This is a genomic window from Streptomyces sp. NPDC085932 (genome assembly GCF_044540525.1).
Classification (GTDB): Bacteria; Actinomycetota; Actinomycetes; order Streptomycetales; family Streptomycetaceae; genus Streptomyces; species Streptomyces levis.
Genome location: NZ_JBITSJ010000009.1, coordinates 13,929 through 36,961, shown reverse-complemented (window position 1 = coordinate 36,961; position 23,033 = coordinate 13,929). Strand labels below are relative to the sequence as shown.

Sequence of the window (23,033 nt, the reverse complement as noted above, 5' to 3'; positions counted from 1 at the left end):
CGCAGCCACCCGGTGCCTTCACCTGCCTTTCGAAAGGTTCCGGCCTGCTGGTTACTTCGAGGAGCTCATCAGCAGGTAGTCGTACATGCCGAGGTAGGCCTGCGTGACCGTGACGTTGTTCGCGGACGTGGGCCGCAGCAGCAGGTTCTTGCGGTAGATCAGCGGGACGACCGAGGCGTTGTCGAGGACCATCTTGTCGATGTCACCCCAGGCCTTGGTGCGGGCGGCGTCGTCGGTGTTGGCGATCGCGTCCGTCAGGGCCTTGTTGATCTTCGGGTCGTCCAGCTCCATCAGGTTGTTGCCGCCGGAGGGCTTGATGGCGGCACCGTTGACGATCTGGTCGAGGAAGCCGTAGCCGGTCGGCCAGTCGGCGCCCCACGCCATGGAGAGCATGCCGAGCTTGTTCTCGTGGACGTAGGACGGGACACCGGCGAAGTTGGAGAAGTACTTGCCGGAGGGGAACTGCTTGATCTCGATGTTGATGCCGATCTTCTTCAGCGACGCCTGGACGGCCGTGGCGGCCGCGACCTCGGCGGGCCGGTCCGAGCGGGCCGTGAGGATCGTGTTGAAGCCGTTCGGCTGGCCGCAGGCCTTCAGCTCGGCCTTGGCCTTGGCGGCGTCACCCTTGTGACCGTCGGTCGCGTAGGTGTCGAACTTGGTGTAGCCGTTGACCGACGGCGGCAGCAGCGTGGTCGCCACGTCGCCCTTCGGCGAGCCGCCCATCGCGTCCAGGACGGACTGCTTGTCCAGACCCCACTGGACGGCCTTGCGGCAGTGCTCGTTGTCGAACGGCTTCACGTTGACGTTGAGCGCGATGTACTGCGTGGCGCCGGCGTAGGAGCTGTCCGTCTGGCCGGCGAGCTTGCCGCGCAGGACCTTCGGCTGGGTCTGCGGCTGCACACCGGTGCCGGCCGCGTCAGCCGTGATCTTGTCGGAGATCAGGTTGTTGTCGACCGTGACCGGGTTGACCTTGAACTTGATCGTGATCTTGTCCGGCAGGGCCTTGCGGATCGGGTCCGTCTTGGGGTCCCAGTTCTTGTTGCGCACGAGGGTGGCGCCGCGGCCCTCCTCGTAGGACTGGAACTGGTACGGGCCGGAGGACTGGATGGCCTGCACGTACTTCGCACCGGTGTCCTTCGCCTTCGGCACGGGCGCCGTCTGCGAGAACGTCGCCAGGTAGTCGAAGTCGGCGAAGGGCTGCTTCAGCTTGAAGACGATCGTGCGGTCGTCCGGCGTCTCGATGGACTTGATGCCGTCGGCCGACTTGTCCTTGTAGGGACCCTTGTACTTGTCGCCGCCCTCCAGGTAGGCCTTGAAGTACGTCGGGCCGTTGGACAGTGCCTCCGGCGCGAAGTTGGAGCGCTCGATGGCGTACTTGACGTCCTTGGACGTCACCGGGGTGCCGTCCTGGAACTTCACTCCGGTACGCAGCTTGTACGTCCAGGTCTTGGCGTCCGGGCTGGACTTGCCGAGGGACTCGGCGAGGTCCGGCACGACCTCCAGGCCTTCCTTGCCCGCCGCCGGCTTGAACGTGGTGAGCGTCCGGCCGTAGAGACGGGAGAAGTTCTGGACCCAGCCGTAGTACGTGTTGCCCGGGTCGAGGGAGTCCGGCACGTCCGAGTGCTCGTACGTGACCGTCCCTCCCTTCTTGTCCGACGCGTTGACGATCGAGTTCAGCGCGGCGTCCTTCTTGCCGTTGCCTCCCCCGTCGTTGTCGTCACCACCGCCGCCGCACGCGGCAGCACCCAGCGACAGTGCCAGGACCGACGCAACGCCGGCGGTCACCCTTCTCGTCTTCACCTGAGGAAGCCCCCTCATTCGATGGATCACTTGCTGCGAGGGTCGAGGGCGTCACGCAGCCCGTCACCCAGCAGGTTGAAGGCCAGGACGGTGATGAAGATCGCCAGTCCGGGCACGAACATGTACTGCGGATCAGCCGTGTAGAGATCCACAGCGTTGCTGAGCATGCCGCCCCAGGAGGCCTGCGGCGGAGCGATACCGACACCGAGGAAGCTCAGCGCGGCCTCGAACAGAATGTTCGTCGGGATGATCAGCGTCGAGTAGACGAGGATCGGCGCGACGAGGTTCGGGAGGAGCTCCCGGAACAGGACGTACGGGCCGCGCGCCCCGAGGCTCGTGGCGGCCTCGATGAACTCCCGCTTGCGCAGGGTCATGGTCTGCGCCCGCACGATCCGGCCGATGTACGGCCAGCTGAAGAAGCCGATCACGAAGATCAGCACGCAGATGCGCAGGGACAGGCCGTCGAGACCGAAGAACCCGTCCTGCACGGAGGCGGAGATGGAGATGGCGAACAGCAGCAGGGGGAACGCCAGGAAGGTGTCCATCAGCCTGCTGATGACGCTGTCGATCCAGCCGCCGTAGTAGCCGGCGATCACGCCGAGGACCGTGCCGATGACCACCGACAGCAGCGTGGCGCCGCCGGCGACCAGCAGGGAGACCCAGGAGCCGTCGATGATGCGGGCGAGCATGTCGCGGCCGTACTGCGGGTCGACGCCGAGCGGGTGGTCCCAACTCATGCCGCCCCAGCCGCCCTTGGGGGCGAGCAGGGCCGGGTCGATGAGGTCCTGGTTGAACTTGTTGGGATCGAGGCCGAAGACCCACTGGATCGGCTTGGAGAACACCGCCATCAGCACGAGCAGGACGACGACGACGCCGCCCGCCATCGCCACCTTGTCCCGCTTGAAGCGCATCCAGGCGATCTGGGTGAGCGAGCGCCCTTCGATCTGGCTCTTCTTGACCCCGGAGAGCACGGCCTCGGGCTGTGCTCCGGCTTCCGCCCCGGTGGTCTCGATCGGTGCGGTCACGGTGCGATTGACCCCTCTCGGGCCGGCGATCGCCTAGCCCCTGGCTGCCGCTGTAGCGGTTTTGTTTGTCTCGTACACGAGACCGACCGGCCCGTGTCTTGCCGGGAGTCTTCAACGCTTTGGCGATCTGTTGCCAGACTTGGCGGTGAAAGGATGCGTAAACGTGATGCTGTCTGGGGGGTTCCGTTATCCGGACAACGGGTAACAGCGGTCGGACGCGGCGAGCTAGGTGGATTTTACGGCACACCCGCGCAAATCGCCCCGATCTACGCGCGGAGAGCTGAGCTGTCCTCGCGTTTGCGCGGGGGTGCGGAACCGGCCTCGGGAACGGTCCGGGGCGGCTCAGAACCTGCCCTGGGCGGGCGGGTATCCGTAGCCGGACGCGGGGGCCTGGACGGGTGCGGTGGCGTGGGCCTCACGGTCGTAGAAGGGGCGGGCGTTGGCCCGCAGCCACATGGCGACCGGGTCGTGTGCGTCGGACATCGCGACGGTGGAGACGGGGAGCCCGTCCGGGACGGCGCCGAGGGACTGCTGCATCATCGCGCGCACGGAATCCACGGCCGGCGGCGAGGTGTCGTACACGTCCAGTCCGATGGCGAGGTACGGCGCGCCCAGCGCGGGCTGCACCCAGGCGCGGCGCAGCGAACGGACGGCCGGGGTGCGGTGGGCGTTCTGCGCGAGCAGGGCGTAGAACTGCGGGACCTCGATGGCCGGTTCGGACAGCCGCAGGGGTCCGGCGGGCTGGCGGTCCAGGCCCGTGGCGATTCTGCGCAGGTCGAGCCAGGGGATGCCGACGCCGCCGCCCGGGGCGTGCGGGTTGAGCCAGAGGCCGTAGTGGTCGGGGTACAGGGCGCGGGCCACGTCGACGCCGTCGACCACCTCGTACGAGCGGTTCCAGCCGCTGGCCGAGAGCTCCTGGGCGGAGGTCACGCAGGGCGCGTAGCCGTAGCCGTCGACCTCCATGTTTCCGTACTGGGCGTCCGGGGAGCCGGCCTGGCCCTGCCACAGGAGCATCCAGATCTGGCCGCTGTGCGGGGTGGCGAGCGCGCGCAGGAGTGCCTCGTAGGCGTCGTAGCGCCCGGGCGTGACCTGGCGCAGCATGTGCTCGACCTGTCCGGCCGCGGCCGTGCCGCTCGCGCTCACCTTTACCGCCCCTTCGTACAACGCCTCGACCGTGACCTAGCTTAAGCCCGCCCACCGACTCCGGACTTGTCCTCGTCGGGCGCGTGCGGGTCCCTCCGCGGCGTGTCGCGCCTCCGCGGGGCAGCGGCAGATGTCACAGCCGGGCCCCCGGCCGGTGACCCCAGGCCGTGTCCGCACCGTCCCTCCTGCCCTGGCCGGGCGGACGGAGGGACGGTGGCCTAGCGCTGATAGAAGGGCCGGACCCGGTCCTTCATCCAGTGGCCCACCGGGTCCTCCGCCACGTCCAGGAGGACGAGGTTGACCGGCCAGGGGGCCGGTGACGCGGTGACGGCCCGGGTCAGGGCCTCCAGGGGCAGGGCCCGCAGGTCGCCTTCCCACTGGGAGAGTTCGACGCCCACGAACATCACGGGCTCGGCGGTCTCGATCGCGGCGAGGCAGCGGCGGGCGGTGAGGACGACGCCGATCGCCTCGAACTCTGCGGAGGCGGCGGCGAGGAAGTCCACCGGGTCGTCCTGCCAGTCGGGCTCGAAGAGGCGGACCCGGCCGCCGCTCGCGGGGCCGTCCAGCGGCGTCCGGCCGGCCCGGCACAGGTCGGCTACGGCGGGCGGCGGCAGGGGTATGCCGACCACGCCGCCGGGGTTGACGACGATCCCCGCGTGCGGGGGCAGGCCGCGGGCGAACTCCACGGCGGGCGCGATGGTGTACGACATGTGCGGGCCGGCGGCCTGGCGGAACTGCTCCTCCGAGCTGAACACCGGCACGAACGCCTGGCCGTCGATCTCGACGGCGGGCAGGTCGAGCGGGCCGCTGTGGGGGCCGCCGCCGCTGGGGAGCGGGACCCAGACGAAGCTCCGGCCGAGCACCTCGACGATCCGGCCGCCGGCCGCGGGCCCGGCGCCGAGGGCGGCCGAGAGCACCTCCTCCAGCTCGTTGCCGGGCCAGCCACCGTGCGGGTGGGTCTGCGTCTGCGCCGGGAAGTCCGCGGAGAAGTCCGCCGGGAAGTCCATCTGCCTACCGCCTGCCTGAAACCACTGCTGAGGCGAAAAGGCTAACGGCTCGGGCGCCGTGAGTGACCGGATCATGCCGAGCGGCGGCCCGAACGCGGCCCGGTCGGCTGTCCGCGCCGAGGGACCGGGCGTCGACGCCGCCCCGCAGCCCGCCTTCCGGATCCCCGGCCGGCATGCCGAATGGTCCGCTGACCGCGTCGAGGGCCCTCGGCGTCGCGCCGTTCGCTGCGCGGGGCCGTCGGCCGCCGGGGCCGTCGGCGGTCCGGACCCGCGGGATCGCCGCCGCCCTGCCCGGCTCACCGCCGTCGTCCCGCCCGCCCCGTATCACCGCCCCGGTCGCGTGGCCGGCCCCGCCCGTCACCCTGTGAAGCCGATGCGGCGGAGCGCGTTCGCCGTGGCGCGGTCGGCGAGGACGGCCGAGCCGCAGCCGGAGGGGAGGTCGCCCTGTTCCACCGCGCGCAGCAGGCGGGTGGTGGCCGCGCGGTGGCGCAGGAACGCGTAGCGCGAGACGCCGCGGCCGCGGTCGCGCTGGCCCGCCAGGGCCTGTTCGGGGGTGACGTCGAGGAGCAGCAGGTGCAGCGTGCCGCCCCGGCGGCGGGCCTCGCGGGCGAGCCAGCGGCGGACCCACGCCTGCGTGCCGCAGTCGTGCACCACGATCCCCTCGCCGCCGCGCAGCGCCCGGCGCAGCCCGGCGTAGTGGGCGAGCCGGACCAGCGGCCGGTAGACCGCGTACGGCAGGAAGCCCGGCATGCGCCGTTCCCAGCGGTCGCGGGTGTCCTGGGAGTCGACGCGCCGGCCCGGGACGGTGCGCCGCATCAGCGTGGACTTGCCACTGCCGGGCAGACCCGTGACCACGACGATGTCCCGGGACCCGAACAGCAGCGCGTGCGGGCCGCGGCCCGGGCGGTCGCGCAGATCGCGGACGACCGGTGCCGGCACCGTGCCGCAGGCCCTCCGGGGCGCGGCAGCCGGCTGCTCGGGCAGCGCGATGCCCGTCGTCGTGGCGTACGCCCTGGTCCTGTTCACCGTGATCGTCCTCCCCTGGGGCCAGGTACGGAGTCCCATCCCCGCCGAGTGTAAAAAGAAGGTAATGCCGCAGGCCTCTCATTTCCGTACTCTTCCTGCAACAGGGCTGCTACAGGTCGCCGTGTCCGGCGCGGGACTCGTGCACTCCCTGGGAAAGGTCCCCCTGCCGCGCCGGAAGGATGCGTGCAATGATGTGCGCGCCAACTGCATACCGGCCGTTTGAATCCGCGCGGGAGAGTTCCCAGCACCGCTGACGCTGGGGCGCCGAAGGAGCAAGTCCCTCCCTTGAATCTCTCAGGCCCCGTTACCGCGCGGGCGAGGCACATCTGAAAAGCGGGCCGCTGTCACAGCGGTCCCACCCAAGGTGCAAGCCATGGACCGGCGCGGTCATGGCGAACCTCTCAGGTTCCGATGACAGATGGGGAGGAACGACCTCGCCCCGTCATCGCCCTGGGAGACGACCGACCGTGAGCAGTACAGGAGAACTCCGTCACACCGCGCTCGATGCCCTGCATCGTTCGCTGGGCGCGACGATGACCGACTTCGCCGGCTGGGACATGCCCCTGCGCTACGGCTCCGAGCGCGACGAGCACCTCGCCGTGCGCACGAAGGCCGGGCTCTTCGACCTCTCCCACATGGGTGAGATCACCGTCACCGGCCCGCAGGCCGCCGCCCTCCTCGACTACGCCCTGGTGGGCAACATCGGCGGCGTGAAGCCGGGCCGCGCCCGCTACACCATGATCTGCCGGGCCGACGGCGGCATCCTCGACGACCTGATCGTCTACCGGCTGGGCGAGACGGAGTACATGGTCGTCGCCAACGCCTCCAACGCCCAGGTCGTCCTGGACGCGCTGACCGAGCGCGCCGAGGGCTTCGACGCCGAGGTGCGCGACGACCGGGACGCCTACGCGCTGATCGCCGTCCAGGGCCCCGAGTCCCCCGGCATCCTGGCGTCCCTCACGGACGCCGACCTCGACGGGCTGAAGTACTACGCCGGCCTGCCCGGCACCGTCGCCGGGGTCCCGGCCCTGATCGCCCGCACCGGCTACACCGGCGAGGACGGCTTCGAGCTGTTCGTGAAGCCGGAGCACGCCGTGGAGCTGTGGCAGGCCCTGACCAAGGCCGGCGAGGGCGCCGGACTGGTCCCGTGCGGCCTGTCCTGCCGCGACACGCTGCGCCTGGAGGCCGGCATGCCGCTGTACGGGCACGAGCTGACCACCTCCCTGACGCCCTTCGACGCCGGTCTCGGCCGCGTGGTGAAGTTCGAGAAGGAGGGCGACTTCGTGGGCCGCGAGGCCCTGCGCGAGGCCGCTGCCCGGGCCGAGCAGAACCCGCCGCGCGTGCTGGTCGGCCTGGTCGCCGAGGGCCGCCGCGTTCCGCGCGCCGGGTACGCCGTCGTCGCGGGCGGCGAGGTGATCGGCGAGGTCACCTCCGGCGCCCCCTCCCCCACCCTGGGCAAGCCGATCGCGATGGCCTACGTCGACGCCGCGCACGCCGCGCCCGGCACGCCCGGAGTGGGCGTGGACATCCGGGGCAGTCACGAGCCGTACGAGGTCGTGGCGCTGCCGTTCTACAAGCGCCAGAAGTAGACACTGGCCACGGGCGCCACGAGCGCCCGGGGTACCTCCACCCCGCTCACCAGCGGTCCCTTCACCAGCACTCCCGCGCGTACAGGAGAATTCAGGCCATGAGCAATCCCCAGCAGCTGCGTTACAGCAAGGAGCACGAGTGGCTGTCGGCCGCCGAGGACGGCGTGTCGACGGTCGGCATCACGGAGCACGCGGCCAACGCGCTCGGCGACGTGGTCTTCGTCCAGCTCCCCGAGGTCGGTGACACCGTGTCCGCGGGCGAGACCTGCGGCGAGCTGGAGTCGACCAAGTCCGTGTCCGACCTGTACTCCCCGGTCTCCGGTGAGGTCACCGAGGTCAACGAGGACGTCGTGAACGACCCGTCGCTGGTGAACTCGGCCCCCTTCGAGGGCGGCTGGCTGTTCAAGGTGCGGGTCACGGACGAGCCGGGCGACCTGCTCTCCGCCGACGAGTACACCGCGTTCTCCGCCGGCTGAGGAGTCGTAGCCGTATGTCCGTCCTGAACACCCCCCTGCACGAGCTCGACCCGGCCGTGGCCGCCGCGGTCGACGCCGAGCTGCACCGCCAGCAGTCCACGCTGGAGATGATCGCCTCGGAGAACTTCGCCCCGGTCGCGGTCATGGAGGCGCAGGGCTCGGTCCTCACCAACAAGTACGCCGAGGGCTACCCGGGCCGCCGCTACTACGGCGGCTGCGAGCACGTCGACGTGGTCGAGCAGATCGCGATCGACCGCGTGAAGGAGCTGTTCGGCGCCGAGCACGCCAACGTGCAGCCGCACTCGGGCGCCCAGGCCAACGCGGCCGCGATGTTCGCGCTGCTCAAGCCGGGCGACACCATCATGGGCCTGAACCTCGCCCACGGCGGTCACCTGACCCACGGCATGAAGATCAACTTCTCCGGCAAGCTCTACGACGTCGTCGCCTACCACGTGGGCGAGGACGGCCGGGTCGACATGGCCGAGGTCGAGCGGCTGGCCAAGGAGTCACGGCCGAAGCTGATCGTCGCCGGCTGGTCCGCCTACCCCCGGCAGCTGGACTTCGCCGAGTTCCGCCGGATCGCGGACGAGGTCGGCGCCTACCTGATGGTCGACATGGCCCACTTCGCCGGGCTCGTCGCGGCCGGGCTGCACCCCAACCCGGTGCCGCACGCGCACGTGGTCACCACCACGACCCACAAGACCCTCGGCGGCCCGCGCGGCGGTGTGATCCTCTCCACGGCCGAGCTGGCCAAGAAGATCAACTCCGCCGTCTTCCCCGGTCAGCAGGGTGGTCCGCTGGAGCACGTGGTCGCCGCCAAGGCCGTCGCCTTCAAGGTCGCCGCCTCGGAGGACTTCAAGGAGCGCCAGCGCCGTACGCTGGAGGGTGCCCGCATCCTGGCCGAGCGTCTGGTGCGGGACGACGTCCGGGCCGTGGGCGTGGACGTCCTGTCCGGCGGCACGGACGTGCACCTGGTCCTGGTCGACCTGCGCGACTCCGAGCTGGACGGGCAGCAGGCCGAGGACCGGCTCCACGGCATCGGCATCACCGTCAACCGCAACGCGATCCCGAACGACCCGCGTCCGCCGATGGTGACGTCCGGTCTGCGGATCGGCACCCCGGCCCTGGCCACCCGCGGGTTCCGGGCGGAGGACTTCGCCGAGGTGGCGGAGGTCATCGCCGAGGCGCTGAAGCCGTCGTACGACGCGGAGGCCCTCAAGGCCCGGGTGAAGGCCCTGGCCGACCGGCACCCGCTGTACCCGGGTCTGAACAAGTAGGAGCGCGGCCGGCGACGGCCGCGAAGAAACCTTTCGGGGGCCGCGCCGGCCACAAGCCGGCGCGGCGCCCACCCCCTTGGCACCACCCCCGTAGTCAGGAGTTCCCCCGTGGCCATCTCGGTCTTCGACCTGTTCTCGATCGGCATCGGCCCGTCCAGCTCCCACACCGTCGGCCCGATGCGCGCGGCCGGCCTGTTCGTCCGGCGACTGCGCAACGAGGAGCTGCTGGGGTCCGTCGCCTCGGTCCGGGCGGAGCTGTACGGCTCGCTCGGCGCGACCGGGCACGGCCACGGCACGCCCAAGGCCGTGCTGCTCGGTCTGGAGGGCGACTCACCGCGCACGGTGGACGTGGAGACCGCCGACGAGCGGGTGGAGACGATCAAGGCCGACGGCAGGCTGAACCTGCTCGGCGAGCACGAGATCGCGTTCTCCTTCGACGACGACATGGTCCTGCACCGCCGCAAGGCCCTGCCCTACCACGCCAACGGCATGACCCTGTGGGCGTACGACGCCTCGGGCGCTCAGCTGCTGACCAAGACCTACTACTCGGTCGGCGGCGGCTTCGTCGTCGACGAGGACGCGGTCGGCGCCGACCGCATCAAGCTCGACGACACCGTGCTGAAGTACCCCTTCCGCACCGGTGACGAGCTGCTGCGCCTGGCCCGGGAGACCGGCCTGTCCATCTCGGCGCTGATGCTGGAGAACGAGCGGGCCTGGCGCACGGAGGAGGAGATCCGCGAGGGCCTGCTGGAGATCTGGCGGGTCATGCAGGCGTGCGTGGCGCGCGGCATGTCCCGCGAGGGCATCCTGCCGGGCGGTCTGAAGGTGCGCCGCCGGGCCGCCACCACCGCGCGCAAGCTCCGCTCCGAGGGCGACCCGCAGGCCCTGTCGATGGAGTGGATCACGCTCTACGCGATGGCCGTGAACGAGGAGAACGCGGCCGGGGGCCGGGTCGTCACCGCCCCGACCAACGGCGCGGCCGGCATCATCCCGGCGGTCCTGCACTACTACATGAACTTCGTGCCCGGCGCCGACGAGGAGGGCGTGGTCCGCTTCCTGCTCGCCGCGGGCGCGATCGGCATGCTGTTCAAGGAGAACGCCTCGATCTCCGGCGCCGAGGTCGGCTGCCAGGGCGAGGTCGGCTCCGCCTGCTCCATGGCCGCGGGCGCCCTCGCCGAGGTCCTCGGCGGCTCGCCCGAGCAGGTCGAGAACGCGGCCGAGATCGGCATGGAGCACAACCTGGGCCTGACCTGCGACCCGGTCGGCGGCCTGGTCCAGATCCCCTGCATCGAGCGCAACGGCATGGCGGCCGTCAAGGCCGTCACCGCCGCGCGCATGGCGATGCGCGGCGACGGGTCCCACAAGGTGTCCCTGGACAAGGTCATCAAGACGATGAAGGACACGGGCGCGGACATGTCCGTGAAGTACAAGGAGACGGCCCGGGGCGGGCTCGCGGTGAACATCATCGAGTGCTGACGGCCGAGCCGGCCCGCGTCTCACATCGCGAGAGGGCTGTACCGCGAAACAAGATGGCTGACATCGTTGTACCAGCCATGTTTCACGCGTGAAAGACCGAGCGATGCCCGCACCAGCCCCCGGTTCAGCCCCGACGCCCGTCAACCCCCGGTCCCGGGTCCTCGTCGCCAGCCTCATCGGCACGACGATCGAGTTCTACGACTTCTACATCTACGCGACCGCCGCGGTGCTCGTCTTCCCGCAGCTGTTCTTCCCGAGCAGCGACCCGACCACCGCGCTGCTGTCGTCCTTCGCGGTCTTCGGCGCCGCGATGGTCGCCCGCCCGATCGGCGCCGTCGTCTTCGGGCACCTCGGCGACCGCCTCGGCCGCAAGAAGACGCTCGTCGTCTCGCTGCTGACCATGGGCGTCGCCACCTTCCTCATCGGCGTCCTGCCCACCTACGCCCAGGCCGGCTGGGTGGCCACCGCGCTGCTCGTGCTGATGCGGCTCGCACAGGGCTTCGCGCTCGGCGGGGAGTGGAGCGGCGCCGCCCTGGTCGCCACCGAGAACGCCCCGAGCGGCAAGCGCGCCCTGTACGGCACCTTCCCGCAGCTCGGCGCCCCGCTGGGCTTCGTCATCGGCAACGGCCTGTTCCTGCTCATGGGCGCGCTGCTGCCCTCCGCGGCCGGCGCCGACCCGTCCCAGCCCTCGGACGCCTTCCTCGACTGGGGCTGGCGCGTGCCGTTCCTCTTCTCCGCCGTGATGGTCGCCATCGGCCTGTGGGTGCGCTCCCGGCTCGTCGAGTCCGCGGTGTTCACCAGGACCCGCGCCTCGGGCGGAGTGCGGCGGCTGCCGCTGGCCACCGTGGTGCGCGGCCACGGCAGGCAGCTGGTCCTGGGCACCTTCATCATGCTGGCGACCTACGTGCTCTTCTACCTGATGACCACGTTCTCGCTCAGCTACGGACGGGCCGCGAAGGACGCCGCCGTGCCCGGCCTGGGCTACGGCTACACCACCTTCGTCCTCATGCTGATCTTCGGTGTGCTGTTCTTCGCCGCCTTCACCCTGGTCTCCGGCCCGCTCGCCGACCGGTACGGGCGGCGCACCACGCTGATCTGGATCACCGCGGCGATCGTGGTCTTCGGACTGGTCTGGGCACCGCTGATCGGCCTGGGCACCCTCGGCGTGGTGCTGTGGCTCGTGCTCGGCTTCACCCTGATGGGCCTGACGTTCGGCCCGATGGGCGCGCTGCTGCCCGAACTCTTCCCGACCAGCGTGCGCTACACCGGCTCCGGCATCTCGTACAACCTCAGCTCGATCCTGGGGGCGGCGGTCGCCCCGTTCATCGCGGTGGCGCTGTGGGAGGCCGGGGACGGCTCACCGTGGCTGGTCGGCGTCTACCTCTCGGCGATGGCCGTCCTGACGCTGACCGCGCTGCTCCTCGGCAAGGAGACCCGGCACGTCTCCCTGGACGACGACGAGACCGCCCGTACCGGCGACCGGACACCCTCCGTGACCGCGACCGGCGGAAGTTGACATCCGCACATCGGGCCACCGCAGCCCGTGCCATGGTGGTGGGCACCAACTCCCCCTCCCCCACGAGCACTTCAGGGAGCCCCCATGCTGCGCGGCATCGACGTGAGCGCCTACCAGTCCTCCTCCTACGCCACCGACGGCCTCTCCTTCGTCTTCGTGAAGGCGACGGAGGGGCGGTCCTACGTGAACCCCAAGCTGGCCGCGCAGACCGAGCGGGCGCGGGACGCCGGGCTGGTCGTCGGCTTCTACCACTTCCTGTGGCCCGGCAACCTCACCGCCCAGGCGGAGTACTTCGTCGGCAAGGCCCCGGACCGGGCGGGCGACATCCTCGCCGTCGACTGGGAGACGACCGGCGACGGCACCCACGCGAGCAACGCGGAGAAGGACCGGTTCATACGGAAGCTGAAGGAACTGCGTCCGGACAACCGTGTGGTGCTCTACTGCAACCGGAACTTCTGGCTCAACGTGGACACGACCTCCTACGCCGGCGACGGGCTGTGGATAGCCGACTACGTCTCCGCGGGAAAGCCCCGCATCAAGGCGAAGTGGCGCTTCCACCAGTACACCGACGACCCACTGGACAAGAACGTGGCCGACTTCGAGAGCAAGGCGGCGCTGCGCAAGTGGGCCACGGGCGCCTGATCCCGCGGACGCCGGATCCCGCCGGTCCTCAGCCGCGGAAGTCCGCCGTGCGCTCCGGGGACGCCTCCGACAGGGCCTTGGTGACGTCCTGGACTCCACCGCGCAGGCCGTAGACCGGGGTGCCGGGCTGCTGGCGCCACGAGTCGTCGAGACCGCCCGCGTCGACCGTGTCGAAGCCGAGTTCCCCGATCAGCTCGCGGACCTTCCGCTTGGCCGCCTCGTCGTCGCCGGCCACCGGGAGGGCAATGCGCTCGGGGTCGCCTTCCGGGCGGTGGCGGTCCAGGATGTCCTGGGCGTAGGTGCCGTTGAAGGCCTTGACGACGGGGTGGCCCAGTTGCCGTTCCGTCCAGCGGCTCTCGGTGAGCCCCTCGTCCTCGATGCCGGCGATCCTGCCGTCGCGCTGCCTGGGGTAGTAGTTGCCGGTGTCGATGACCGCGACGCCCTCCGCCGCGCCGTCCAGCAGGCCGGACGGCAGGTCCGGGACCGCCTTCAGGGGGATGGTCACCACGACGACCTCCGCGCCGCGGGCGGCCTCCTCCACCGGTACGGGTGTCGCGCCGGTCTCCTCCGCCAGGGCGGTGAGGGTGTGCGGACCGCGGGAGTTGGCGACGGACACGTCGTGGCCCAGGGCGGTGAGCCGCCGGGTCAGGTTGCCGCCGATGTTGCCCGCTCCGATGATGCCGATCTTCATGTCCTCGCCCTTCCGGGGGTGGATGGCGCCTCGTGGCTCCTGGTGACCTGGGCAACCTCGGAGGCGGGTGGGCTATTCCTGGCGGCGTGGGCGCGCGGGCATGCCGAGGGGCCCGGTCCGTGCGGGCACGGGCCGGGCCCCTTCGCTCGGATGTCCCGGGCGGCCTACTTGTTCAGGTAGCCCCAGAACTCGTCGAAGCTCAGCTTCTTGTCGCCGTCCAGGTCGCGGCTCTTGATGACGACCTCGGCGACCGACTCGGTGACGTTCCAGTCACCCGACTGGGCCAGGGCGGCCTTGAACTCGGCAGCGGTGATGAATCCGTCACCGTCCGTATCGATCCGCTCGAACTGCTTGCGTGCTTCCTCGATGTCCGCCACCGATCGCCCCTCGTCTCGTGCTGTACGTCGTGCTGACGCAGGTCAGATTAACTGGCCGCGCGGGCTTCCAGTGCGGCGGCCACCCGGGCGGACTCCTCCCGGCGGGCCGCCGCGGACCCGGCGTCCTTCACGACGGTGAGCAACTCCCGTCGGCGGGCGGCCCGATGGGTGACCTGCGGGCGCGGCCGGCGGGAGCTCGCGCAGCGTCCGGATCCGTCGGCGGACCATGCGGGCGGCGTCGTGGAGCCGGCATCCAGCGGATGGGGACTCACCCGCGGTCAGTGCCAGGGCTTGTAGTGCGGGTTGCTCTCGCACTCGCTCATGATCTCCGTCTTGGTCGCCTTGTCGACCGGGCAGACGCCGACGATGTACCGGCGGGCGATGCCACCGGGGAAGGCGACCTCCTGCTGGTCGGCGTACTTGTGGGTGTCGCCGATGGTCCGGTTGACGTCGACGCCGCCGGGGGCGTCGACGTAGTAGTTGAAGGCCGACTTCCACTTCTTGAACAGGTCGTGGTCGTACGTCGTCGACACGTACGGGGACGGCTGGTTGACCAGGACGTACTTCTCCAGGTCGTACTGGCCGTTCACGACGTCCCTGGGGCGGAAGCCCTCCTCGAAGACGACGGAGGGGCCGCGGCCGTCCGCGCGGTAGAGGGTGCCGCAGGTGGTACGCCAGGACGGGTCGGGGGTGATCCGGCCGAGGTCGACCCGCCGGTCGGCGGCGGCTTGGGCCTTGTCGTCGTACTGGACGGGGCAGGCGGCCGGCGCCGGGGCGGCGGGCCGGGCGGGTGACGGGGCCGGTGCGGCGGCCGTGGTGGTGAGGACGGCCGCGAGGGAGAGGGCGGCGGCCGTGGCACGCCGCCGCGGGCGGAGAGTGATCATGCCCAGCACGATCGTGGGTCCGCCGCGGCGGGGCCGGGATCCTCACCCGATCAGGGCGTGTCAACTGCGCTCGTGTGGACGGCGGATGGGGTCAGCGGAAGACGCCCGTGTGACCGAGCGAGTAGCGGCCGGGCTGGGGGTAGACGGCGAGGCCGTGCGGGCCGCTGCCGACGGGGATGCGGGCGAGCTGGGTGCCGGTGCGGGTGTCGATGGCGTACACCTCGGCGTCGTAGCGGCCGGAGAGCCACAGCACCTTGCCGTCGGCGGAGACGCCGCCCATGTCGGGGCTGCCGCCGTCGGGCAGCCGCCACTTCTTGGTGAGCTTGTTCTGCGCGAAGTCGAAGACGGAGACCGTGCCCTCGCCGCGGTTGGACACGTACATCTCGCGGGAGTCGCGGCCGACGTAGAGGCCGTGGCAGCCCCTGCCGGTGGGCAGCAGGGTGGGCTCGGTGAACCTGTCGCCGTCCAGGACCCACATGCCGTGGGCCATCATGTCGGCGATGTAGAACCTCTTGCCGTCGGGGGAGAGCTTCACGTCCTGCGGCATGGCTCCCTCGAACGGCAGCCGCTGCTGGCCGACGACCTCCATCTTCTCCGTGTCGACCTTGAGCAGCTCGCCGCTGAACTCGCAGGAGACGATGAAGTAGCGGCCGTCGAGGGAGAAGTCGGCGTGGTTGACGCCGTAGCAGGAGACCGGGACGGTCTTCTTGACCGCCATGGTGTGCGGGTCGCGGAAGACCAGCTCGCGGTCGAGGGAGGCCATGACGACGGCGTACTTGCCGTGCGGCGTGAAGTACAGGTTGTACGGGTCGTGGACCTCGACCTCCTTGCCCGCCTTGCCGGTCCTCGGGTCGATCGGGGTGAGGGTGTGGCCGCGGTTGTTGTTGACCCAGAGCGTCTTCAGGTCCCAGGAGGGCACGACGTGCTGGGGCTGCCGGCCCACGGGGATCGTCTCGACGATCTCGTAGGTCTCGGGGTCGATGACGGAGACCGTGTCCGACTCGGTGTTGGGGACGTAGACCCGGGACGGGAAGTCCTTGACGACGGGGGACAGCCTGCCGGGGCGGTCGGCCGCGTAGACGTCCTCCGGGTCGAGGACGGGCGGCATGCCGGGCAGGCCCTCCACGGGCTTCTTCTCGGGCGGGGCGGGCACGGCGGCCTTGGTGCCGCGCGCCTCGGAGGTCCGCTCCCCGTCCGTGCCGCAGGCGGCGAGGACGGCGAGGGCGGCACCCGTGACCAGGGCGCTCTTGACGAGGTGACGGTGCATTCCACCATTTAAGGCGCGCATGATCCGGAAACGGGCCATTCGCCCGACCGGCGGCCGGGCGAGCCCCGCGGCCCCGGGTCTCAGCGGTCGGCGACCCGCATCTCGAACCAGGTGGTCTTGCCCCGGGGCAGCAGGTCGACCCCCCAGCGGTCGGCCAGCTTGTCGACCAGGAACAGGCCCCGGCCGCTGACGTCCATCTCCTGCACCGGCATCAGGCACGGCAGTCCGCGGGAGGGATCGCGCACCTCGACACGGATCCAGCCGCGGCGCCGGTGCAGGCGGAGACCGAAGACGCGGGCGCCGGTGTGGCGCACGGCGTTGCCGACGAGTTCGGAGACGAGGAGGACGGCGTCCTCCGTGGTCTTGGGCGTGAGCCCCCAGTGGCGCAGGACCACGACCTGGGTGAGGCGCCTGGCGGTGGCCGCGGACTCGGGGCGGGAAGGCAGTGGGACCTCCGCCTCCGTCGGGTTGCCGTACAACTCCAGCGCCTTCAGCGCGTGTTCGTCCTCAACGGTCGGCGACCAGCGCGCCGCGGACGCATGAGCGTGCCCCCGCGGCTGTTCCATACCCTCCAGCCCCGCCATGCCCCCATCATGGCCGTCCGGGGCGCCCGCCGGGGCCGTTCCCGGGTAATACGCCCGGGAGGACGGGCCCCGGACCGGGGGTCGTCCGTCATATGCCAGTGGCAGTTCGGTCCGACCCGCACCCGGGCCGACCTGCTGGAACGGGCCGTTCCGGGGCAATCGGCGGGCTCCTTCGATCCGGCACGCTTAAGGTTGCCTTAAGGCTGCCATAAACCGCCCCATCGGGGGACCCGGATCAGACACGGCGTCAATTGCAACCCCCTGGAGGGAGGTTCAGAGGAACTTCGCCTTGCCCGGCCCCTCCTCCACGAAGCTGCGCATCCCGCGCTCACGGTCCTCGGTGGCGAACAGGCCCGCGAACCAGTTCCGTTCGATCGCGAGGCCCGTGTCGATGTCCGTCTCCAGGCCCGTGTCGATCGACTCCTTGGCGGCGCGCAGCGCGAGGGCCGGGCCCTGGGCCAGCTTCGCGGCCCAGGCGTGCGCCTGGGCGTAGACCTCGTCGGCGGGCACGACCCGGTCGACCAGGCCGATCTCCTTGGCCTCGTCGGCCTTGACCATGCGGCCCGTGAAGATGAGGTCCTTGGCCTTGGAGGGGCCGACCAGGCGGGCCAGGCGCTGGGTGCCGCCGGCGCCGGGGATCAGGCCGAGCAGGATCTCCGGCTGGCCGAGCTTGGCGTTCTCGCCGGCGATGCGGTAGTCCGCGCAGAGCGCGAGCTCGCACCCGCCACCCAGGGCGTAGCCCGTCACGGCCGCGACGACGGGCTTGGGGATGCGGGCCACGGCCGTGAAGGAGTCCTGCAGGGCGCGGGCGCGCAGGACCATCGCGGTGTGGTCCATCGCCTGCATCTCCTTGATGTCCGCGCCGGCCGCGAACACCTTCTCGCCGCCGTAGACCACCACGGCCCGCACGTCCTCGCGGCGCGCGGCCTCCTCGGCGAGTTCCTTCAGCCGGTCCTGCGTGGCGATGTCCAGCGCGTTCATGGGCGGTCGGTCCAGCCGGAGCGTGCCGACGCCTTCAGCGACTTCCAGAGAGATGGTCATGGGCAGCAGGTTAACGGGGACTAACGGGCAGGGCCCCGGTGCGGTCCGTCACACCGGGGCCCTGCCGTCAGCGCAAGCGTGCTACTTCTTCCACTTCTCCCACGACATGTTCCAGCCGTTGAGCCCGTTGTCCGGGTCGACGATCCGGTCCTCGGAGTTCTTGACGACGACCACGTCGCCGATCATGGAGTTGTCGAAGAACCACGCGGCCGGCACCTTCTTGTCCCAGCCGCCGCGCACGTCGCGCAGGCCGATGCAGCCGTGGCTGGCGTTGTAGTTGCCGAAGGCGCCGCCCGCCCAGTAGTTGCCGTGCAGGAACGTGCCGGAGGTGGTGAGGCGGATGGCGTGCGGGACGTCCTTGATGTCGTACTCGCCGCCGTAGCCGACGGTCTCGCCGTTCATCCGGGTGACCGTGAGCATCTCGCTGACGACCATCTGGCCGTTCCAGGTCTCCATGCCGGGCTTGCCGGTGGTGACGGGGATGGTCTTGACGACCTTGCCGTCGCGCGTGACCTTCATGGTGAGCTTCTTGGCGTCGACGACCGAGACCTGGTTGCGGCCGATGGTGAACTCGACCTTCTTGTCCTGCTCGCCGTAGACGCCGGGGCGGCCCTCGACGCCGTCGAGGTTCAGGTCGACGGTCACCTTGGTGCCGGGCTTCCAGTACTTCTCGGGGCGGAAGTCGAGCCGGTCGTTGCCGAACCAGTGGCCCTCGACCTCGACGGCGGGCTCGGTCTTGATGCGGATGGCGTTCTCGACGGCCTCCGGGCTGGTGATGCCCCGGGAGAAGCGGATGGAGAACGGCATGCCGACGCCGACCTTGGAGCCGTCCTCGGGCGTGAAGGTGCCGATGAAGGTGTTCTTCGGCGTCAGCGTCGTGAAGCCGGCGTCCTCCGCGGCCGTGCGGCCCTCGGAGTCCTTGGCGACCGCGTGGACGGTGTACTTGGTGGCACCGGCCAGGTGCGTGGACGGCGTCCAGGTGGCACCGTCGCCGGATATCTTCCCGTCGATCCTCTTGCCCTCGGCGTCCTTGACGACGACCTCCGAGAGCTTGCCCTTGGCGGCGGTGACCTTCAGGGCGCCGCTGGTCTCGACGGACTTGGCCCCGTCCTTCGGCGCGATGCTGACGACGGCCTCGGACTGCTTGCTCTGCGCGGTGCCCGCGTCCTCGCCCTTGCCGCCGCTCGCACCGGAACCGGAGCCGTCGCCCCCGCCGCCGCACGCCGTCACGGCGAACAGCAACGCGCCGACGACGAGCGCGAGCCTGCCGTGCCCGCGCCCAACCGACGCCCCCGATATCGGTCGCACGTTCAAGTGGTTCTCCCCTCCCCGGACCTGGTCAGGCCCGCTCCCCGGCGCGTGTCCCCCGCGCACCGGCGAATAGTAACCACCAAGTGAGCGGCCCCGGCGGCCCGCGAATGTCACTGTTCGGTCCCAACGGATCGCCGGCTCAACCCGCCCCCCTGTCGGGTTACTTCACCGCACTGCCCGCCTTCCATGCGTTCCAGCCCATATTCCAGCCTCCGAGCCCGTTGTCGGGAGCGACCGTTTTGTCATTGCTGTTGACCACCTCGACGACGTCCCCGACGAGGCTCCGGTCGAAGAACCAGCCGGCCGGGGTGTCCGAACCGCCGCCCTTCACGTCACGCAGCCCGACGCACCCGTGGCTGACGTTGGTGCGGCCGAACACACTGCGGTGCGCCCAGTAGTTGCCGTGCAGGAAGGTGCCGGAGTCGGTCAGGCGCATGGCGTGCGGGACGTCGGGGATGTCGTACTCGCCCTTGCCGTCACGCTTCTTGAAGCCGACGGTGGCGCCGTTCATCCGGGTGACCTCCAGCATCTCGGTCACCACCATCTTGCCGTTGTAGGTGGTGGTCTTCGGGGCGCCGGCCGTGACGGGCACGGTGGCGAGCGGCTCGCCGTCGCGCCGCACCTCCATGGAGTGCCGGGCGGCGTCGACGATGGAGATCTGGCTGCGGCCGACGGTGAAGGAGAACCGCTTGTTCTGCAGGCCGTAGAGGCCGGGCCCGCCCTTCACGTCCCGCAGGCGCAGCGCGACGGTGACCTGGGTGCCGGGCTTCCAGTAGTCCTGGGGGCGGAAGTCGAGCCGGGTCCGGCCGAACCAGTGCGGGCGGATCTCGACGGCCGGGCGGGCGGTGACCCGCACCGCGCGCTCGACGGCCGCCCGGTCCGCGATCCGCCGGCTGAACTGCAGGGAGACGATCATGCCGGTGCCGACCGTGGCGCGGTGCTCCGGCGTGACGTAGCCGATGAAGCGCTCCTTGGGGACGTACGTGGTGAAGGTGGTGTGCCGGGCCGAGCGGCGTCCGTCGCCGTCCACGGCCACGGCGTCGACCGTGTACTTGGCGCCCAGGGCGAGCCGCGGCTCCTCGGGCTCCCAGGTCAGGCCGTCGGCGGAGAGGTGCCCGGGCACGGGGGTCTCCTGCGCGTCCTGCGAGCGGACCACCTTCACCGACTCCAGCCGGCCGTCGGGCACGCGCACCCGCAGGTCCTCCCCGGGGCGCACGCCCCTGGTGCCGTCGCCGGGCGTGATCTCGATGACGTCCTCGGGCGCCGGGGGCGCGCCGAACACCCCGGCGATGCCGCCGCCGTCGTCCGAGGTACAGCCGGTGGCCCCGGCGAGGAGCCCTGCCCATGTCACTACGGCGGCCAGCGCGGCCCTCGCGCGCCGCGCGCGCCCTTGTACGTGCCTCACGAGGTGCCCAACGACCGGTCGCGTCCCCGGGAAACGACCATGCCCGCCCCCGGGGAAACGTGAGTGCGACCCATGCTCTGGGCAGAACAGTGGGGAGGACGACGCGCAGGGGAGCCGCGACCCGGGCCGCCGCACAGGGCCGCACCCCTCTGTCCCCCGTCGTTCCACGAGCCGCGGGAGGCTGACAGGTGTCCAGCGCAGCCGAGCAGGAGGCGGTGGCCGGTCATCAGGCCACCGGGAACGGGCGCCAGGCCGCCGCCGTGAACGGCACGCGGCGGGCCGCGCCGCCGCCCGTCGTGCCCGCCCGGCCGGGCGCGCCGACCCCGCTGGGCGCCCGGTTCCGGGTCGGTCCGGACGGGGTGGCCGGGACCAATTTCGCGTTGTGGGCGGGCGGGGCCGAGGGGGTCGAGCTGTGCCTCTTCGACGAGGCGGGCAAGGAGTCGCGGGTCCGGCTCGCCGAGCTGACCCACGGGATCTGGCACGGTTTCGTGCCGGGCGTGCTGCCCGGGCAGCGCTACGGCTACCGGGTGCAGGGCCGCTGGGACCCCTGGACGGGTGCCCGCTGGAACCCGGCGAAACTGCTGCTCGACCCGTACGCACGGGCCGTCGACGGCGACTTCGGACTGCCGCCCGAGGTGTACGGGCACGTCCGCGACTGGCCGCAGCAGCACGTCGCCGACACCGTGCGCGACGACCGGGACTCGGCGCCGTTCGTGCCGAAGGGCGTCGTCGTCCACGATGACGACGACTGGTCCGACGACCGCCGCCCCAAGACACCGTGGGCCGACTCGGTGATCTACGAGCTGCACGTCAAGGGCTTCACGCAGCTGCACCCGGGCATCCCCGAGGAGTTGCGCGGCACCTACGCCGGCCTCGCGCATCCGGCGGCGGTGGAGCACCTGGTGAAGCTGGGTGTGACGGCGGTGGAGCTGCTGCCGGTGCACCAGTTCGCGCACGAGGACCACCTGCTGCGCCGGAGCCTGCGCAACTACTGGGGCTACAACTCCGTCGGCTACTTCGCCCCGCACGCGGCCTACGCCGCCTCCGGCACGCGGGGCCAGCAGGTCGGCGAGTTCAAGCGGATGGTGCGCGCCCTGCACGCGGCCGGCATCGAGGTCATCCTCGACGTGGTCTACAACCACACCGCCGAGGCGGGCGAACTGGGCCCGACGCTGTCCCTGAAGGGCATCGACAACCGCGGCTACTACCGCCTCCAGGACGACGCCCGCCGCTACGCCGACTACACCGGCTGCGGCAACACCCTGCACGTGGTCCAGCCGCACGTGCTGCGCCTGATCACGGACTCGCTGCGCTACTGGGTCACCGAGATGGGCGTGGACGGCTTCCGCTTCGACCTGGCGGCGGCGCTGGCCCGCTCCATGCACGACGTCGACATGCTCTCCCCGTTCCTGGCGGTGATCGCCCAGGACCCGGTGCTGCGCCGGGTGAAGCTGATCGCCGAGCCGTGGGACGTGGGGTCGGGCGGCTACCAGGTGGGCGCGTTCCCGCCGCTGTGGACGGAGTGGAACGACCGGTACCGCAACGCCGTGCGGGACTTCTGGCGGCACGCGCTGCCCGACGTGCGCGAGATGGGCTACCGGCTGTCGGGCTCCAGCGACCTGTACGCCTGGGGCGGGCGCCGGCCGTACGCGTCGGTCAACTTCATCACCGCGCACGACGGGTTCACGCTGCGCGACCTGGTGTCCTACCAGCGCAAGCACAACGAGGCCAACGGCGAGGGCAACCGGGACGGCACGGACGACAACCGGGCCTGGAACTGCGGCGCCGAGGGCGAGACGGACGACGAGGGCGTGCGGGCGCTCAGGCGCCGGCAACTGCGCAACCTGCTGACCACGCTGCTGCTGTCCACGGGCGTGCCCATGCTGGTCGCGGGCGACGAGCTGGGCCGCACGCAGCGCGGCAACAACAACGCCTACTGCCAGGACAACGAGATCAGCTGGGTGGACTGGAGTCTGCTGGAGGACCCCGGCTGGCGGGCCCTGTGCGAGCTGACCTCCCGGCTGATCGCGCTGCGCCACCGGCACCCGGTGCTGCGCCGCCGGGCCTTCTTCTCGGGCCGGGCCCAGACCGCGGACGGGCTGCGCGACCTGGCCTGGTTCACCTCGCGGGGCACCGAGATGACGGAGCAGGACTGGTACGCGCCCGCCGCCACGCTGGGCATGTACCTCTCCGGCCGGGACATCCCGGGCCGGGACGAGCGCGGGGAGCAGATCCTCGACGACAGCTTCCTGGCGGTGCTGCACGCGGGCGAGGGGCCGGTGGACTTCGTGCTGCCGGGGCCGCCGTGGGCGGAGCGCTACGAGGTCGTCGTCGACACGAGCCTGGAGGAGCAGGGGGAGGCGCCGGGCGTGGAGCACCCGGCCGGGACGGAGATCACGGTGCCGGCGCGGGCGGTGCTGCTGCTGCGGGTGGCGGGCTGAAACGCCTGCGGGCAGGGTCCTCCGCCGTCCGGGTGGAAGGGGCGGGGAGCCGCAG

Annotated in this window: 20 protein-coding genes and 1 riboswitch; of the genes, 7 read left to right on the top strand and 13 right to left on the bottom strand. The window is 71.1% G+C overall.

Features of this window, described 5'->3' with window-relative positions:
• Nucleotides 1–51: 51 nt before the first annotated feature.
• From ACIGAQ_RS34985 to ACIGAQ_RS34965, 5 genes are all read right to left on the bottom strand, one after another.
• Entirely contained in the window at nucleotides 52–1,818 is a 1,767-nt protein-coding gene (locus ACIGAQ_RS34985) for an ABC transporter substrate-binding protein (protein ID WP_311685606.1), read from the bottom strand.
• 8 nt (nucleotides 1,819–1,826) lie between these two features.
• Complete coding sequence (locus ACIGAQ_RS34980) at nucleotides 1,827–2,825, bottom strand: ABC transporter permease (protein WP_399790201.1); 999 nt, start codon at nucleotides 2,823–2,825, stop codon at nucleotides 1,827–1,829.
• Between the two features lie 342 nt (nucleotides 2,826–3,167).
• Nucleotides 3,168–3,968: an enhanced serine sensitivity protein SseB C-terminal domain-containing protein gene (locus ACIGAQ_RS34975; RefSeq protein ID WP_311685610.1), complete on the bottom strand. Its 801-nt coding sequence runs from the start codon at nucleotides 3,966–3,968 to the stop codon at nucleotides 3,168–3,170.
• Between the two features lie 218 nt (nucleotides 3,969–4,186).
• A complete protein-coding gene (locus ACIGAQ_RS34970; RefSeq protein ID WP_362284119.1) occupies nucleotides 4,187–4,975 on the bottom strand; it encodes an enhanced serine sensitivity protein SseB in 789 nt (262 codons plus the stop codon).
• Nucleotides 4,976–5,332: 357 nt separating this feature from the next.
• A complete protein-coding gene (locus tag ACIGAQ_RS34965; RefSeq protein WP_311685613.1) occupies nucleotides 5,333–6,001 on the bottom strand; it encodes an AAA family ATPase in 669 nt (222 codons plus the stop codon).
• A 220-nt stretch (nucleotides 6,002–6,221) separates the two neighbouring features.
• Nucleotides 6,222–6,321, top strand: a riboswitch (glycine riboswitch).
• A 147-nt stretch (nucleotides 6,322–6,468) separates the two neighbouring features.
• On the opposite strand from ACIGAQ_RS34965, the gene gcvT reads away from it, so the two are divergent.
• From gcvT to ACIGAQ_RS34935, 6 genes are all read left to right on the top strand, one after another.
• Nucleotides 6,469–7,590, top strand: coding sequence for a glycine cleavage system aminomethyltransferase GcvT (gcvT, locus tag ACIGAQ_RS34960; protein ID WP_399790196.1), 1,122 nt, complete (start codon nucleotides 6,469–6,471; stop codon nucleotides 7,588–7,590).
• Between the two features lie 98 nt (nucleotides 7,591–7,688).
• Nucleotides 7,689–8,066, top strand: coding sequence for a glycine cleavage system protein GcvH (gene gcvH / locus ACIGAQ_RS34955; RefSeq protein ID WP_086562694.1), 378 nt, complete (start codon nucleotides 7,689–7,691; stop codon nucleotides 8,064–8,066).
• A 14-nt stretch (nucleotides 8,067–8,080) separates the two neighbouring features.
• Nucleotides 8,081–9,343, top strand: coding sequence for a serine hydroxymethyltransferase (glyA, locus tag ACIGAQ_RS34950; protein WP_399790192.1), 1,263 nt, complete (start codon nucleotides 8,081–8,083; stop codon nucleotides 9,341–9,343).
• A gap of 108 nt (nucleotides 9,344–9,451) precedes the next feature.
• Complete coding sequence (locus tag ACIGAQ_RS34945) at nucleotides 9,452–10,819, top strand: L-serine ammonia-lyase (RefSeq protein WP_311685620.1); 1,368 nt, start codon at nucleotides 9,452–9,454, stop codon at nucleotides 10,817–10,819.
• Nucleotides 10,820–10,922: 103 nt separating this feature from the next.
• Nucleotides 10,923–12,335 carry an MFS transporter gene (locus tag ACIGAQ_RS34940; RefSeq protein WP_399790188.1) on the top strand — a complete coding sequence of 471 codons (1,413 nt, stop codon included), beginning with the start codon at nucleotides 10,923–10,925 and terminating at the stop codon, nucleotides 12,333–12,335.
• An 84-nt stretch (nucleotides 12,336–12,419) separates the two neighbouring features.
• Nucleotides 12,420–12,977, top strand: a complete 558-nt coding sequence (locus ACIGAQ_RS34935; protein ID WP_311685624.1) for a glycoside hydrolase family 25 protein — start codon at nucleotides 12,420–12,422, stop codon at nucleotides 12,975–12,977.
• 28 nt (nucleotides 12,978–13,005) lie between these two features.
• Here ACIGAQ_RS34935 and ACIGAQ_RS34930 read toward each other — a convergent pair whose 3' ends face one another.
• The 8 genes from ACIGAQ_RS34930 to ACIGAQ_RS34895 form a co-directional block, all read right to left on the bottom strand.
• Nucleotides 13,006–13,692 (bottom strand): NADPH-dependent F420 reductase, encoded by a 687-nt coding sequence (locus ACIGAQ_RS34930; protein ID WP_399790577.1) that lies wholly within the window; start codon nucleotides 13,690–13,692, stop codon nucleotides 13,006–13,008.
• 140 nt (nucleotides 13,693–13,832) lie between these two features.
• A complete protein-coding gene (locus ACIGAQ_RS34925) occupies nucleotides 13,833–14,045 on the bottom strand; it encodes an EF-hand domain-containing protein (protein ID WP_384856257.1) in 213 nt (70 codons plus the stop codon).
• A gap of 278 nt (nucleotides 14,046–14,323) precedes the next feature.
• Nucleotides 14,324–14,929, bottom strand: a complete 606-nt coding sequence (locus tag ACIGAQ_RS34920) for an ADP-ribosyltransferase (RefSeq protein WP_362284107.1) — start codon at nucleotides 14,927–14,929, stop codon at nucleotides 14,324–14,326.
• A gap of 91 nt (nucleotides 14,930–15,020) precedes the next feature.
• The gene (locus ACIGAQ_RS34915; protein ID WP_399790183.1) at nucleotides 15,021–16,196 is read right to left on the bottom strand and encodes a YncE family protein; all 1,176 of its coding nucleotides are present in this window, start codon (nucleotides 16,194–16,196) and stop codon (nucleotides 15,021–15,023) included.
• An 80-nt stretch (nucleotides 16,197–16,276) separates the two neighbouring features.
• A complete protein-coding gene (locus ACIGAQ_RS34910) occupies nucleotides 16,277–16,885 on the bottom strand; it encodes an ATP-binding protein (protein ID WP_399790574.1) in 609 nt (202 codons plus the stop codon).
• 168 nt (nucleotides 16,886–17,053) lie between these two features.
• The gene (locus tag ACIGAQ_RS34905; protein WP_311685632.1) at nucleotides 17,054–17,821 is read right to left on the bottom strand and encodes an enoyl-CoA hydratase-related protein; all 768 of its coding nucleotides are present in this window, start codon (nucleotides 17,819–17,821) and stop codon (nucleotides 17,054–17,056) included.
• 81 nt (nucleotides 17,822–17,902) lie between these two features.
• Complete coding sequence (locus ACIGAQ_RS34900; RefSeq protein ID WP_399790180.1) at nucleotides 17,903–19,135, bottom strand: Ig-like domain-containing protein; 1,233 nt, start codon at nucleotides 19,133–19,135, stop codon at nucleotides 17,903–17,905.
• Between the two features lie 157 nt (nucleotides 19,136–19,292).
• Nucleotides 19,293–20,537: an Ig-like domain-containing protein gene (locus ACIGAQ_RS34895; protein WP_399790177.1), complete on the bottom strand. Its 1,245-nt coding sequence runs from the start codon at nucleotides 20,535–20,537 to the stop codon at nucleotides 19,293–19,295.
• Between the two features lie 188 nt (nucleotides 20,538–20,725).
• Here ACIGAQ_RS34895 and glgX point away from each other — a divergent pair, with 188 nt between their 5' ends.
• Nucleotides 20,726–22,978 (top strand): glycogen debranching protein GlgX, encoded by a 2,253-nt coding sequence (gene glgX, locus ACIGAQ_RS34890; protein WP_399790174.1) that lies wholly within the window; start codon nucleotides 20,726–20,728, stop codon nucleotides 22,976–22,978.
• The last annotated feature ends 55 nt before the right edge of the window (nucleotides 22,979–23,033 follow it).